Here is a 13,980-nt window from a genome sequence, read left to right as displayed (position 1 = left end):
CTCGGGCTTCGCCCGTCCGGGCCCACCCCCACCTCTTCGTAGTTCACCGCACCATCCGGAGGTACCCCATCGTGAAGGCCCTTGCGCCCAGATTCGTGTCCGGGGCAGCAACCCTGACCACCCTCGCGCTGCTCACCAGCTGCGGTCAGGTCACCGTCGAGTCCCCCTCGGGCGAAGGCGGCGGAAGCCCGACCCCGACCCGCACCATCAAGGTCGTGGACGACGTCGACCGCACGGTCACCCTGGACGGCCCCGTCGATCGGGCCGTCGTACTCAACAGCTACGGCAACGAATTCGTCCGCGCGATCGGCGCCGGCGATCGCGTCGTCGGTGTTGACCGTACGTCGTCCAAACGGCTGCCGTACCTCGACATCACCGACAACGAGATCGTCAGCGAGAACCTCTCGGAGATCAACTACGAGGCGGTCGTCAAGCTCGATCCCGACGTGGTCATCATTCCCCGTAACGGCGCCTGGGAGGAAGCGGCCGCCCAGCTCAAATCCTTCGACATCCCGGTCGTTGTCGCCACGGCGTGGGACTTCGACGTCTTCCACGAGACGATCGACCTGCTGGGCAAGGTTTTCGACCAACCCGAAGGCGCCAAGGCCGTCAGCGGTTTCTACGACGAGATCTTCGAAACCGTCGAATCCCGGGTCAAGGGCGCTACCCGCGTTCCGGTCTACTGGGAAACCGAACAGCCGTACCTCACCGTGCTGCCCGGATCCGGATTCGACCAGATCATCACCGCGGCTGGCGGCAGGAACGTCTTCGGTGACGTGAAGACCGGTGGCGACGTGCAGTCGGAGACGACCGTCGACCCAGCCGAGGTGGTGAAACGCGACCCGGCGCTCATCATCCACGAGTTCGGGCCCAGCGCCACACCCACGGGCCAGAAGCAGTTCGACAGCGTACGGGACGACCTGCTGGGCCGTCCCGGATGGAAGTCCACGCGCGCCGAGAAGACCGGACAGGTGTACGTCTCCAACGGCTGGGCGACAAGTGGGCTGTCGAAGGCGATCGGCGCGTTGTATCTCGCGACCTGGCTGCACCCCGACAAGTTCGCCGACGTCGATCCCGAAAGCTACCTGAAGCGCTGGGTCGAGGACTTCCAGCGGACGGAGTTCAAGGGCGGGAACGCCTATATCCAGAAGGTGGCCACGGCGCCATGACGGACGCCAATCCGGTCGCGAGTTCGGAGAACGCCGTGAACGCCGGAGCCGCCACGAACGCCGGAACCCTGTCGTGGCAGCGGTTTCGTGACAATGGCACCTTTCGCGGGATCGCGCTCGTCGCCGGTGCCGCGGTGTCGATCCTGACCATCTCCTGGTGCGTCACGGTCGGCACCGCCGGCGCCAGCGTCGCCGACGTCTGGCACTCGGTCCGGCTGCTGGTGTTCGGTGGCGTGCTGGAGCGGGACTTCCAGCAGATGTACTCCATCATCACCAGCCTGCGGCTGCCGCGCGCGTTGCTGGCGTTCGCGGCCGGCGCCGCGCTGTCGCTGGCCGGCGTGGTGATGCAGGGGCTGCTGCGTAACCCGCTGGTCAGCCCGTTCACGCTCGGCGTCTCCCCGGCCGCGGCGTTCGGTGCCTCGCTGGCGATCCTGCTGACCGGTGGGGCCGCCGGATCCGCTTCGTGGCTGGTGATCGGCAGCGCGCTCGGCACGGCGTTGCTCGTCTCCGCACTGGTCCTCGGCCTGTCGTCGGCCAAGGCGATGGCCACCGGCACGCTGCTGCTGCTCGGCGTCGCGCTGACCCAGTTGTTCGAGGCTATGACGTCGGCCCTGCAGTACGTCGCCAACGAGAACACCCTGCAGGCGATCGTGCGGTGGACGTTCGGCTCGGTCAACGACGCGGCGTGGTACGAAGTCCAGATCGTGGGGCTCGTCACCGTCGTACTTTTCCCCGTCCTGCTGTGGTTCGCGAAGGACCTCAACGCGGTGGCGTTCGCGGGCGATGACGCGGCGAAGAGCCTCGGGATCAACGTGCCGGTGCTCCGGGTCGGGCTGATCGTCCTCGCCGTGCTCCTTGCGTCCGTCACCGTGTCGTTCTGTGGGGTCATCGGCTTCGTCGGCCTGGTCGGGCCGCACATCGCACGCCTGGTGATCGGCGCCGACCACCGCTATCTACTGCCCTTCGGCGCTCTCACCGGCGGGCTGTTGCTGTTGCTGGCCGACACGATCGGACGGACCATTCTGGCCCCCTCCGTGGTGCCGGTCGGCATCGTGGTCGCGTTCGTCGGCGCGCCGATCTTCATCAACCTGATCCTGACCCGGAGGGCGGCCAGATGAGCCTCGTGGTTGAGGGAGTGCGGTTCGGTTACCGCAAACACCAGGTGCTGTTCGGTATCGACCTCACGGTGCGGCCGGGTTCCTTCTGTGCCCTGCTCGGCCCGAACGGCTCGGGCAAGTCGACCTTGACAAAGATCATCGCCCGGGTGCTGTCACCGGCGGCGGGTTCGGTGTCGTACGACGGCCGCGACCTGCTCGGGCTCCCGCGCCGCCAGCACGCGAAGGTCGTGTCGTACGTCCCGCAGTCGAGCGAGGCGCCGTTCGAACTCACCGTGCGGGAGGCGGTCCTTCTCGGGCGTACGCCGCACATCGGCCTGCGTCCAGGTCGGCGCGACTGGGAGCAGGTGGATGCGGCGATCGAACGCCTCAGCCTCAGCGACCTACGGCACCGGCGGCTGTCGGAGTTGTCCGGCGGGCAGGCGCAGCGGGTACTCATCGCGCGGGCCCTCGCCCAGGAGCCGCGGGTGCTGCTGCTCGACGAGCCGACGTCCGCGCTGGATCTGCGCTACCAGATCGAGACCCTGCGGCTGGTCCGGGCGGTGACCCGCGACCAGGGGGTCGCCGCGCTGATCGCCATCCACGACCTCAACCACGCCGCGCGCTTCTGTGACCAGGCGGTGCTGCTGCACAGCGGCCGGATCGTCGCCGACGGGGCGCCGCACGAGGCGTACGACGCTGAGGTCCTGGGCCAGGTCTATGGCCTCGAGGTCGATGTCGAGCACCGCGACGGCGCGGTGGAGGTACGGCCCCGCCTGGACGCGACGATCGGGTCGGTGCCGGCGGCACCGTCGAACGCATGAGCAAGCGCAGCGAGCGAATCATCCAACACAGCGGGCCGGTCGACGTCGCGATCGTCGGTGGCGGACCACGAGCGGTCTCCGTGGTAGAACGCCTGGTGGCGCGCCACGAGCCTGGCCTGCCGCCGGTCCAGGTCGCGATCATCGACGCCATCGAGGTGGGTGCCGGCGGGACCTGGCGTACCGACCAGTCGCCGCTGCTGCTCAACAACACCTACAGCGGCCACACGACGATCCACCCGGACGAGTCGACGGTGATGTCAGGTCCGCTCACGACCGGGCCGGACCTGGTGGCGTGGGCCGCCGACCCGGAGGTTCTGCCGGGACGGCCGGACTGGGTCGCCGAGGAGGCCGCGGCGTTGCTGCCCTGGTCGTACCCCACCCGGCGACTGCAGGGCGTCTACTACCGCGAGCAGTTGGACGGGTTCATCGCGTCGGGGCGGGTGGTGGTGAGCGAGTACGTCGGCACCGCGGTCGACATTGCAGGCGAGAGTGGCCAACGGGTGGTCCAGCTCAACGATGGCCGCTCGATCAGCGCGCGGACGGTGATCCTCGCGCAGGGCATGGTGCAGGCGCTGCGATCGCCGGCGACGCAAGGCTACGTTGACGCGGCGGAGGCGTACGGCCTGATCTACGTCGAGCCGGGCATGCCGGCCGAACGTGACTGGGACGCCGTACCCACGGACGAGACCGTGCTGGTCGCGGGCCTTGGCGCCAACTTCTTCGACATCGTGGCGTTGTTGACGCAAGGGCGCGGCGGGCGTTTCGAGCCGGTCGACGGTCACGGACCGCTGCCCCGCCTGCGTTACGTCGCCAGCGGGCGGGAGCCGCACCTGGTCGCCGGGTCCCGCCGCGGCCTGCCGTACCGCAGTAAGGCCGCCTATCCCGACGGATTCCCGCCGATGTACCAACCCCGGCTGGCCACGCCGGCGTGGTTCGCTGAGGCGGCGAAGGCGCCCCTGCAGGACTTCCGTACCACCGTCTGGCCCCAGCTCGCCCGGGAGTTCGCCTGGGCCCACCTGTCCACGCTGCTGGCGCACCATCCGGGCGCGCTCGGCGCAGACGCACGCGAGGCGGCCCTCCTCCAGGCGCTCGTCGACGCGAAGTACGACGCCGACATCAACGCCGTAGTGGCCGCCGCGATCGTCGATCCCCGATGGGAGTTCCGCGTCGACCGGCTCGACCGGCCCACGCCCGAGGAGGTCTTCACCGACGAGGGCTGGAAGGAGTGGGTCGCGGCGTACGTCGCGGAAGAGCGCGCGGCGATCACCGACCCGCTCACCCATCCACGCAACGCGGTCAACCGCGCGATGGCCGCCGTCCGCGGGCCTGCCCGCCGGCTGGTGCGAGCGGGCGCGATCGACGGGCGGTCGGTCGTCGGTGACCTCAACGGGTGGTTCGACGCGCTGGGCCTGGCCCTGGCCTCCGGTCCCCCGCCCGGTCGCAGCTCGCAGGTGCACGCGTTGATTGAGGCCGGCGTACTCGAGCTACTCGGTGAGGGTTCGAGCATCAGCCTCGAGGACGGCACCTTCGTCGGCCGCGCGGCCAGGGTGGCCCGGGAGCCGGTGCGGGCAAGGGCGTTCATCGAAACCCGCATGTCCAAGGGCAAGGTGACCACGACCTGCGATCCGCTGCTGCGACGGCTCCTCGACACCGGCCGGGCCCGCCTGCACTCGCTACCGAACCACGACGGTACGCGGACGCCGGACGCCAGCCTCGACGTCACGCGTGAGGGGTTCCACCTGCTCGACGCCGAAGGTCGTGCGGACGATCGGGTGATCGTCCTCGGCATCCCGGCTGAGGGGGTGCAGCCCGGCTCGGCGATCGGGGCCACGCCGGGCGTTCCCTCGCCGCTGATCGCGGGAGCCGACGTCGCGGCGGCGCAGGTGTACGCCGGCCAGCCCGAACCCCGGACCTGATCAGCAAAAGGTCGGTACGTCGTCGAGTCGCGTTACGGTCAGCCGAAACCCAGTCTGGCAAGGGGTTCGACCAGCTCGCGTTCTTCGTACGACAGGTGGGACGACAGCGTGTCGGTGAGCAGGTCGACGGCGGTGCGCAACTCGGCCGCGCCGTCGGGTCCGGTCACGAACCCCACCAGCGCCCGGTCCAGGCGTTCGATCACACCGTGGATGGCGTGGTGCTCCTCCTCGAGCCGGTCAAGCACTGGAGCGAGCCGAGCGTCGGCCCGGCGCAGGTACGGGAAGACGCTCTGGTCCTCCAACGTGTGGTGGGTGGTCACGATCCGGCAGTACGACTCGCAGTATGCGCCGAGCGTCCAGTTGTTCTGGCGCATCGTCATGGTGTTGAGGTGCGAGCGCGCGACGCCGGGATCCGTGGACCCAGCGAGGACCTGCGCGACGAGGTCGCGTACCTGTGTGAGCTCGGTGCGCAGATGATCGTGTACGTCGACGAGGTGGCGGCCGGCGGCCTGTTCGTGCGGCGTGTACCGCCGGGCGGAATCGGGTGCCGGCCCGGTGGGCCGAGTCGTTTCGTCCCAGACCCGCACGTCGCTTCGGCGAACGCCGTCGTCAGACGTGGGCGTCACGGCCAGCGGGCCAGTCGCGATCCGAGCCGTCGCCCGCACCGGTGACGCCTGCGTTGAGGGCCGAGCCTCGCCGTCGCTTGTCGTACGTACCGAACCTTCCGTGCCGCCCGCGCGTTCGGTGGCCACGAACTCTCGTACGGCAGGCACGACCTCGCCGGCGAAGCGTTCGATAATGTCGGCCGAGTCGACCATCACGATGTAGCCGCTGATGCCTTCGGTGAGGGTGAGTTCGGCGAGCTGCTCCGCCCACAGTTTGGGGGGTCCGTCGAGAAATCCGTTCCCAGCTGCGGAGAACCGCCCGACGATGTTGTAGAGCCGGCGTACCGCTGACGGTGACCTTCCCGCCTCGGTGGCCGCCTCGTCGATGAGGCGATTCGCCGCGGCCAGGCGTTCTGGAGCGACGTACGGCGAACTCGGCAGCCACCCGTCGGCAAGCTGTCCGGTCAGGCGGAGCATGCGAGGCTTGATGGCGCCAATCGAGATGCCGATGTCGTGGGCGGGAACCGGACCCGGCGCGGCATCGTGCAGGTGGTAGTAGCGGCCGTCAAACCGCACCCGTCCGCCGGGCGCCCACAGCGCCCGGATGACCTGGATGGCCTCCGCCAGGGCGGCGACCGCTTCGGACGGCGTCCGCCGGGGACCGTCCTGACCTGCGATGGCGTCCCAGAACGCACCAGCACCCAGCCCGAGTTCGACCCGCCCACCGCTGATGAGGTCGAGGCTCGCGGCACTGCGCGCCAGGACCGCCGGCGGGCGCAGCGGAAGATTCAGCACGTTGGGGACCATCCGGACGCGCGAGGTGCTGGCCGCGAGGACTGAGAGCAGCGTCCAGGCGTCCAGGAACCTGGGGTGGTACGGATGGTCCTGGACGCTCACCAGCTCGAGCCCGACCTGCTCGGTGAGCTGGGCCAATTCGATGACGCGCCGCGGCTCGTCCGCTGAGGGAGTCAGGAACGTGCCGAAGATCAGATCGTGCCCGTAGTCAGGCATGGAACCCCTTCGCGGCGTGTGCCGAGCGGTCGCCTTCGAGGCGGACGGCGAGGCCGTCAAGGAGGAACTGGAGACCCAGCTCGAAAAGCTCATCGAGATCGAGGTCGTATCCGTCCGTCGCGAAGCTCTGGAGGACTTTGGCGAACGTCGGATAACGACCGGAGGCCGCCATCGCAGTAAGGGCCGGCTGTTGGTTGTCCACCCACTGCTCGCCCGAGACACCGGTGGCGGCCTGCGCCTGAGCCTCGCGTTCGAGATTAACGGCGATGCCCTGAACGTAGCTGTAGATCAGGACCTCCACATCGAGCATCGCGCCTGGATCCAGCCCGTGGCCATCGACCGCCCGGAGAAGCCACTCGCCGTGGACCAGCAGATTGGGCAATGGCAGCGGCCGCGTGAGTGGGCTGAGTTGCGCAAGCCAGGGATGCCGCCGATGCAACGCCCACAAGGTGCGCGCCGAAAGCTCCACCTGCTCTCGCCAACCACCAACCGGCTGCTCGGGGTAGCCCTCTTCGCCGTACGCCGCGTCGGCCATCAGCAGGATGAGCTCCTCCTTGCTGGTCACGTAGCGGTACGGCGACATGGCCGCGACCCCGAGACGGGCCGCGATGCCCCGCATCGACAGCGCGGCCATCCCTTCGGAGTCGGCGATCTCGACCGCCGCACGCACGATCCGTTCACGGGTCAGCTCATGGTCGGACCACCCCGACCTCGGCCGCGAGGGCGCGGTCGCCGGCGACTCGCGCGCCGCCACCACGGTGCCGGCGCGCGGCTTGGCGTGTACCAACCCTTCCGCATTGAGCGCCGTCAGCGCCTTCGTTGCGGTCGCGAGCGCGACGCCCCACTCCCTGGCGATCTGCCGGGTCGACGGCACCCGGTCGCCGGGCGCGAGCTCGCCGGCCGCGATACGCCGCCGGATCTCCGCGACGATTCGCAGATACGGCGGATCAGCGGTCGCCATCGGCACACCTTCCCCAATCTGTACTAGTACAGCCAGTCGCAGCTAATGGTAGCCGAAAGCCCTCAGCGTCCCGCGCTACCAAGGCGCTGACTGAATCAGCGAGCAGTACGTTGCCGCGCCTCAGAACTGCGTGTACGGTGTACGCGCAGCGTGTACGGCGTACGAAGGAGTTCTTCATGACAACGGTGCTCATCTCTGGTGCGGGTGTCGCGGGTTCCACGCTCGGGTACTGGCTCCATCGCCACGGCCTCACCCCGACGGTGGTCGAGCAGGCCGCCGCGCTCCGGGTCGGCGGGCAGGCGATTGACGTCCGTGGCGTCGCACTCAAGGTCGTCGATTGGCTGGGGATCCTGCCGAAGGTGCGGCAGGCCCGGACCCGTATGCGGGGCATGTCGGTAGTCGACGGTGACGGCAACGAACTCATGCGGTCGACGGAGACTGCGTTCAGCAGTGGCCGGCTCGACAGCGATGACGTCGAGCTGCTGCGCGAGGACCTGACTCAGTTGCTGTACGAGCGGACCCGCTCAGATGTCGAGTACATCTTCGGCGACTCGATCAGCACCCTCACCGAGGACGAAAACGGCGTCCACGTTGAGTTCACCCACGGTCATCCGCGTAGGTTCGACCTTGTCGTCGGAGCGGATGGCCTTCACTCGCAGGTACGCAGGCTCGCCTTCGGCCCCGAGGAGCACTACCTTCACCACCTGGGCACGTACCTCGCGGTTTTCGGCCTGGATAACATCCTGGATCTCGACAACTGGCAGGTGTGGTTCCGGGACGGGACCACCGGTGGCGTCGTCTATCCGGTGCGCGACAATACCCAACTCCGGGTCACGCTCGGCTTCGAGTCCGAGCCGTTGGAGTACGACTATCGGGACACCGCGTGGCAGCGGCAGATTGTCGCCGACAAACTCGCGAACCTCCGCTGGGAGATCCCCCGGCTCCTGAAGGCCATGGCCGAGGCACCAGACTTCTATTTCGACACGATGGCTCAGATCCGCATGGACGCCTGGACAACTGGCCGGATGGCGCTGATCGGCGACGCCGGATACTGCGCGTCAACGTTGTCTGGACAGGGCACCAGCCTGGCGCTGGTAGGCGCGTACGTCCTCGCCGACGCACTCCGCAAGGCAGGCGGCGACCATCGCACCGCATTCGGTTGTTACGTGGCGCGGATGCGACCGTTCGTCGAGGTCAACCAGGCGCTCGTCACCGCCAATGCCGGCGGGCCACCATCGGAAGAATCGATGACGAACGCAAAGAACGCGATCACACTGGACACTCCTTCCAATTGACTTAAATGCGTGGGCATTGCTTGCGGTCATTGAAGGATGAGCGTTGCCGCGATGGTCGCCGTCATCGCGGCAACGACGGCATCGAGGATTCGCCACGCCATTGGGCGGGCGAGTAATGGCGCGAGCCGGTGGGCGCCGGCACCCAGCGCGGTGAACCACACGACGCTGGCCAGCACAGAGCCCGCACCGAACAACCACGGGTATGCGTGCTGGTTCGCCACCCCGCCGACCAGCAGGACAGTGTCCAGATAAACGTGGGGATTGAGATAGGTGAACGCGAGACACGCCAGGATCGTCGCGCGAAAGGCGGCGGACCCCTGGACGGTCGGCGTCAGCGCGCTCGGCCGCAGCGCCCGCCGCGCCGCGAGTACGGCATAGCACAGCAGGAACGCCGCACCGCCCCAGCGGATCACCACCACGACGGCAGGGTGCCGGGTCAGAAGTTCACCAAGCCCGGCGATGCCGGCGGAGATCAGCAACGCGTCCGATGCGGCGCAGGTCACGACCACTGGCACCACGTACTCACGCCGCAGCCCCTGGCGAAGTACGAAGGCATTCTGGGAACCGATCACGGCGATGAGAGCGATGGAGGTGGCGAACCCAGCAAGGGCGGAGCTGATCACGACAGGTCGAGGATTTCGGTCACGCGCTGACGCTAGGGCTCCCCCGGCTCGACAGTCCAGCTAAAGATTTTCATGGACGATTAGTATTGCTTCATCATGGGACTGGACTCGGTGCAGCTGGCCACCTTCGCCGCGGTGATTCACGAGGGCGGGTTCGACGCAGCAGCGCGTGCGCTTCACGTGACGCCTTCGGCTGTCAGCCAACGAATCAAGGCCTTGGAGCACGCCGTTGGCCAGGTGTTGGTCCGCCGTACGAAACCGTGCAAGGCGACCGAAGCCGGACAGGCGCTCCTCCGGCTGGCCGGGCAGATCGCCGTTCTCGAACGCGAGGCCATGGACGCGGCCCGCAGTCCGCTCGCCGACGGCCAACCCCGCACGCGGGTGACGGTGGTGGTGAACGCCGACTCGCTGGGCACGTGGTTCCTTCCGGCGCTGGCGGAGCTGTCGGAGGAGCGCGCATACCTCTTCGACCTGCGTGAGGACGATCAGGACCACACGGCGGATCTGCTGCGGGACGGCTCGGTGATGGCGGCAGTGACGGCACAGAACGCGCCAGTGCAAGGCTGCCAGGTCGAACGCCTCGGTGCGATGCGCTATCAGGCGATAGCCTCGCCGGCGTTCGTCGAGCGATATCTCTCGGACGATCTTGGTACGGCACTACCGGCCGCTCCCGTCGTGGTCTTCAACCGCAAGGATCAGTTGCAGTTTCGCTTCCTCCGTAAGATCACTCGGCGCCGGTTCGACCCGCCGGTTCATTACGTACCGTCCGTTTGGGGATTCCTCGATGCCGTGCGACTCGGGCTGGGCTGGGGGATGGTTCCCGAGGACATCGCACGGCCGGAGTTCGAATCCGGGCGTTGCCTCGATATCGCCCCTGATCGCCACCTGGACGTGCCGTTGTACTGGCAACATTGGCGAGTTGATTCGGCCATCCTCGCGGCGCTCACTGCATCCGTGAAACGTGCCGCCCGCGCCGCACTTCGCTGATCCGCGAATGATCCAGCCCCTCACCAACACAGGTGCGAGCCTTCCCCCACATGTGATAAACGTTGTCGTCATGCGCTGCACGATGGGTCGGTCGAGCTAACTCTCGCCCCCTCCGGTGACGGCTGCCACGCCGTGGCGGCCAGCATCCGGCCATTGCCAGCGCCTCCAGCCCCTCCACGATCCTCGTGCTGGCGACGTCAGCGACTTCGATCTTCAAGCCGAGCGGGAAGCGACTCGACCGACAACCTCAGTGAGACCTGTCCACGTCTTCCTGTAGGGAGTAGTCGGTTGTCTGTCACCGAACTCGGATCACGATTTGCTCGGTTCCTCGCAGCGAGTTCCGCCTCCAGTCTCGGCACCGGTCTTCACTTGGTGGCGATCCCGCTCCTGGCGAGCAGCTTGACAAGGGACCCTCGCATCATCGCAGCGCTTGCGGCGGCGTCGAGCGTTCCTTCGCTCCTGCTCGCACTACCTGTCGGAGCGTGGGTCGATCGGTCCCATCGAGGCCGGCTGATGGTGGGCAGCGATCTGGCCTGTGCCGCACTGCTCGGCGGCTTGGTGAGCCTGCTCCTGCTCGGCCAACTCGAACTCTGGCACCTCTTTGCCGTCTCAGCCGCTCTTGGCGTGGCCGAGCTTGTCTTTGGTACCAGCTCGTTCGCGCTTCTTCCAAGCAGCGTGGACAAAGGGAAACTCGTTGAGGCGAACGGCTACCTTTCGACGTCCTCATCAGTAGGCTCCGGAATCGTCGGCCCAGCCGTCGGCGGCGCGGCGTACACCGCCGAACCCGTCCTGCCCTTCCTGGCGAACGGCGTCTCGTACCTCATCTCAGCAGTACTCATCGGCTCCTTCGCGTGGCACAAGCAGCCGAAAGAGCCGTCAGCGCCGACGTCCGTAGAGACCCGCGGACAGCGGGCCAGAACGTATCTGGCTGACATCACCGCTGGTGCGGCGTTCATCAAAGACAACAGAAGTACGCGAACACTGCTGGTGCTCGTCGCCTCCTCGAGCATCTTTGGCTGGCTGCCCGAGGCCACGCTGGTCCTCTACGCGAAGGAGGAGCTACACCTCACGGACCGGGGCTTCGGAATCTTTCTGGCCGCCACGACCCTCGGCGCCGTCGTCGGCGGGCTGCTCTCCGGCCGGCTGTTCCGGCGTCTCGGCGTGAGTCGTCTGCTGATCGTCACGTACGCCACCTACGGACTCCTGCTCATCCCGCCCGCCTTCCTGACCTCTGGCGTGGCCGTTGGTGTGCTGGCGTTCATCCAGGGAATTCCACTCATCGCCTGCAACTCCACCACGAGGTCTCTGCAGCAGACCATCGTTCCGGCCAACCTGCTCGGTCGAGTCTCCGCGGTCTTCCGCATTGTCGGCGCCGCCACCGTCCCACTCAGCCTGACCCTCGGCGGTTTCCTCGGACACTGGATCGGGCTACGACCAGTCTGGGCGATCGCCGGCACCGGCTTCGTTCTGGTGCTTCTCCTTGAACTCAAGGGCGTCCGTCAGATCAGTCGCGACACCGATCGTGCACTGTCACCTACGGCCTGAATGCGTTGCCCGTGCCAGCCATGGACCCGTTGAATCGAACCCAACTTTTCTATAGAACCGCTCGGCCTCTGCCGTATTGGTGGTCACGAACACGACAACTGCCTCGCGTTCCACCAGGGACCTACATGCGTGGATGACAAGGTGGCGCCCAATCCCTCTCAATCTGTATTCAGGATGAACGACAAGCTGGTCAATGAGCCCGTAGGGTTCCCACCCGTCATGGACGAAGGTTGCTACGACGAGGCCGACTGCCTGATGGTCAGCCTTCTTCGCGAGGAATACCTCTACACCGTCCGATCTCAGGTCTGGCTGGAACCGCCGGCTGGACCCTGGATAAAGAATGTGGAGCAGTTCGTCGGCACCCTCCAGGTCAGTAGGTTCACTGTAATCCAACGGAACGACATCAATCACGACCCTGCCTCCCTTTGAGTTCAATCCGCCATATCCGCGGTCGCAAGCGTAGTCTGTTGCGGTCAGTCAGGTGGCGCGGCAACCTCCCCGCGCCGTTCCCCGATATGGCCATCCGGAACACCGCCGAAGCGACGCAGCGCCTCACGGGTTCGACTGAACGCCTCGAAGCAGTCGGGCCCGTCACGATCCACCACGTCACCCCGTCACGAATCCCTGACTGGCTGAGTTTCTTTGACCACGACGCCTTCGCCGGCAACCCGGTCGACGCGGTGTGCTACTGCACCGGACCACACATCCTGCCACGCGAACAGGAAGGTGGACTCGAACACCGATCCTGGCGGCAGAACCGCGAACTCATGATCGGCCTACTCCAGAGTGGCCGCGCCTTTGGCTATCTCGCGTATGTCGATGACAAACCGGCAGGCTGGGTCAACGCCTCGAAACGGTCCGAATGTTCGATGTACCGAATCGGCGATGGTGCCGCGCCGCCCGACTGGGACGTCATTTCCTTCTCCTGCTTCGGGATCGCACCACCGTACCGCGGTCACGGGCTGGTGCATCTCCTATTTCAACGGGTCCTCGCTGACGCTCCGACCAGGGGAGCGAAATGGGTGGAGGCATATCCGTTCAACGATCAGGAGAATGTCGACGAGGACAACTGGCGAGGGCCAGCAAAGCTGTTCACCGCACACGGGTTCGAGCTCGTCGAGAGGAGCCCCCGGCACTGCGTGATGCGGGCCCGCATCAACTCCGCAGCACGCGCCTGAACCACGTCCGAGGTCAGCGTCGCCAGCGTCCGGCGCGGCGGGTCAGACCCTCGCCCGCCTCACGACGCCTCGATCTGGCGGCCAGGTTTGACGCTGCCGGGTCGGCGCCGGGGCACCTCGGTCATCCCATCCCACGCCAGCAGGGCGCAGTCGATGATCTTGTGGATGGCCGCTCGCGACTGACCGTCACTCGCCTGGATCGACAGGCCTTGTAGGACGGTCAGATAGAACGACGCCATCGCGGCAACATCGGTGCGGGCCGGCAGGTCACCCTCGTCAACCGCGCGTTGCAGCCTCACGTGCACGGCCCGATAGCCATCGGCGCGGCAGGCGCTGAGGAAGTCGCGGATGCGAGCATTCTCCTCGGCGCAGGTGGTCGCCGCGAGGACGACCATGCAACCGCGCGGCGTGCTCGGATCGACGTAGAAATCGGCGTGGCCCCGCAGCCAGGCCTCGATCGCTTCCCGGGCCGTCGCATGCTCCTCGAGGGCGCCCTGGTCCGAGACGTCGGCGGCCCGGTTGTAGAGCCCCACGGCTTCCCGGAACAGCTCCTCCTTGGATCCGAACGCGGCGTACAGGCTTGGTGCGCTGATGCGCATCGCCGCCGTGAGATCGCTTACGGACGTGGCTTCGTACCCGTGCTCCCAGAACAGCTCCATGGCGACCCGGAGGACCGTCTCCCGATCGAAGCTTCGGGGGCGCCCACGTGGCGACATCAGCGATCCCTCCCTACCAGCGTCGCGTTGACAGCCCGACTGTAGCGATGATACCA

Annotated in this window: 13 protein-coding genes; 8 read left to right on the top strand and 5 right to left on the bottom strand. The window is 67.1% G+C overall.

Going from position 1 to position 13,980, the window contains the following annotated elements; translation table 11 throughout:
* Positions 1-71 precede the first annotated feature (71 nt).
* From B141_RS0117105 to B141_RS0117090, 4 genes are read left to right on the top strand one after another with little or no spacing between them, the layout of a single operon-like run.
* Positions 72-1,169 carry an ABC transporter substrate-binding protein gene (locus tag B141_RS0117105; protein ID WP_020576398.1) on the top strand — a complete coding sequence of 366 codons (1,098 nt, stop codon included), beginning with the start codon at positions 72-74 and terminating at the stop codon, positions 1,167-1,169.
* Complete coding sequence (locus tag B141_RS0117100; RefSeq protein ID WP_020576397.1) at positions 1,166-2,287, top strand: FecCD family ABC transporter permease; 1,122 nt, start codon at positions 1,166-1,168, stop codon at positions 2,285-2,287. The genes B141_RS0117105 and B141_RS0117100 overlap by 4 nt, the downstream gene beginning before the upstream one ends.
* A complete protein-coding gene (locus B141_RS0117095) occupies positions 2,284-3,087 on the top strand; it encodes an ABC transporter ATP-binding protein (protein WP_020576396.1) in 804 nt (267 codons plus the stop codon). Before B141_RS0117100 ends, B141_RS0117095 begins: the two co-directional genes overlap by 4 nt.
* On the top strand, positions 3,084-5,003 hold the full coding sequence (locus tag B141_RS0117090; RefSeq protein WP_020576395.1) for an FAD/NAD(P)-binding protein: 1,920 nt from the start codon (positions 3,084-3,086) through the stop codon (positions 5,001-5,003). The genes B141_RS0117095 and B141_RS0117090 overlap by 4 nt, the downstream gene beginning before the upstream one ends.
* Before the next feature lie 38 nt (positions 5,004-5,041).
* On the opposite strand, the gene B141_RS0117085 is transcribed toward B141_RS0117090, so the two are convergent.
* Both B141_RS0117085 and B141_RS0117080 read right to left on the bottom strand, forming a co-directional pair.
* A complete protein-coding gene (locus B141_RS0117085; protein ID WP_020576394.1) occupies positions 5,042-6,619 on the bottom strand; it encodes an LLM class flavin-dependent oxidoreductase in 1,578 nt (525 codons plus the stop codon).
* On the bottom strand, positions 6,612-7,580 hold the full coding sequence (locus B141_RS0117080; RefSeq protein ID WP_020576393.1) for a TetR/AcrR family transcriptional regulator C-terminal domain-containing protein: 969 nt from the start codon (positions 7,578-7,580) through the stop codon (positions 6,612-6,614). The genes B141_RS0117085 and B141_RS0117080 overlap by 8 nt, the downstream gene beginning before the upstream one ends.
* A 176-nt stretch (positions 7,581-7,756) precedes the next feature.
* Between B141_RS0117080 and B141_RS0117075 the strand changes: the two genes are divergently transcribed.
* Positions 7,757-8,875, top strand: coding sequence for an FAD-dependent monooxygenase (locus B141_RS0117075; protein WP_020576392.1), 1,119 nt, complete (start codon positions 7,757-7,759; stop codon positions 8,873-8,875).
* A gap of 26 nt (positions 8,876-8,901) precedes the next feature.
* Here B141_RS0117075 and B141_RS0117070 read toward each other — a convergent pair whose 3' ends face one another.
* Entirely contained in the window at positions 8,902-9,498 is a 597-nt protein-coding gene (locus B141_RS0117070) for a LysE/ArgO family amino acid transporter (protein WP_020576391.1), read from the bottom strand.
* A gap of 96 nt (positions 9,499-9,594) precedes the next feature.
* Between B141_RS0117070 and B141_RS0117065 the strand changes: the two genes are divergently transcribed.
* Both B141_RS0117065 and B141_RS0117060 read left to right on the top strand, forming a co-directional pair.
* Positions 9,595-10,485 carry a LysR family transcriptional regulator ArgP gene (locus tag B141_RS0117065; RefSeq protein WP_020576390.1) on the top strand — a complete coding sequence of 297 codons (891 nt, stop codon included), beginning with the start codon at positions 9,595-9,597 and terminating at the stop codon, positions 10,483-10,485.
* Positions 10,486-10,617: 132 nt separating this feature from the next.
* On the top strand, positions 10,618-12,030 hold the full coding sequence (locus tag B141_RS0117060; protein WP_272944081.1) for an MFS transporter: 1,413 nt from the start codon (positions 10,618-10,620) through the stop codon (positions 12,028-12,030).
* Here the strand turns inward: B141_RS0117060 and B141_RS52835 are convergent.
* On the bottom strand, positions 12,016-12,441 hold the full coding sequence (locus tag B141_RS52835) for a GNAT family N-acetyltransferase (RefSeq protein WP_157181069.1): 426 nt from the start codon (positions 12,439-12,441) through the stop codon (positions 12,016-12,018). The two genes, B141_RS0117060 and B141_RS52835, sit on opposite strands and share 15 nt — an antisense overlap.
* Positions 12,442-12,497: 56 nt before the next feature.
* Here B141_RS52835 and B141_RS0117050 point away from each other — a divergent pair, with 56 nt between their 5' ends.
* Positions 12,498-13,208, top strand: a complete 711-nt coding sequence (locus B141_RS0117050) for a GNAT family N-acetyltransferase (protein ID WP_157181068.1) — start codon at positions 12,498-12,500, stop codon at positions 13,206-13,208.
* 59 nt (positions 13,209-13,267) lie between these two features.
* Here B141_RS0117050 and B141_RS41145 read toward each other — a convergent pair whose 3' ends face one another.
* Positions 13,268-13,924, bottom strand: a complete 657-nt coding sequence (locus B141_RS41145) for a TetR/AcrR family transcriptional regulator (RefSeq protein ID WP_020576386.1) — start codon at positions 13,922-13,924, stop codon at positions 13,268-13,270.
* Positions 13,925-13,980 lie beyond the last annotated feature (56 nt).

The organism is Actinopolymorpha alba DSM 45243, from assembly GCF_000373925.1.
GTDB lineage: Bacteria > Actinomycetota > Actinomycetes > Propionibacteriales > Actinopolymorphaceae > Actinopolymorpha > Actinopolymorpha alba.
Note: the sequence above shows the minus strand (reverse complement) of the source record. Positions and strands in the feature narration are given on the sequence as shown.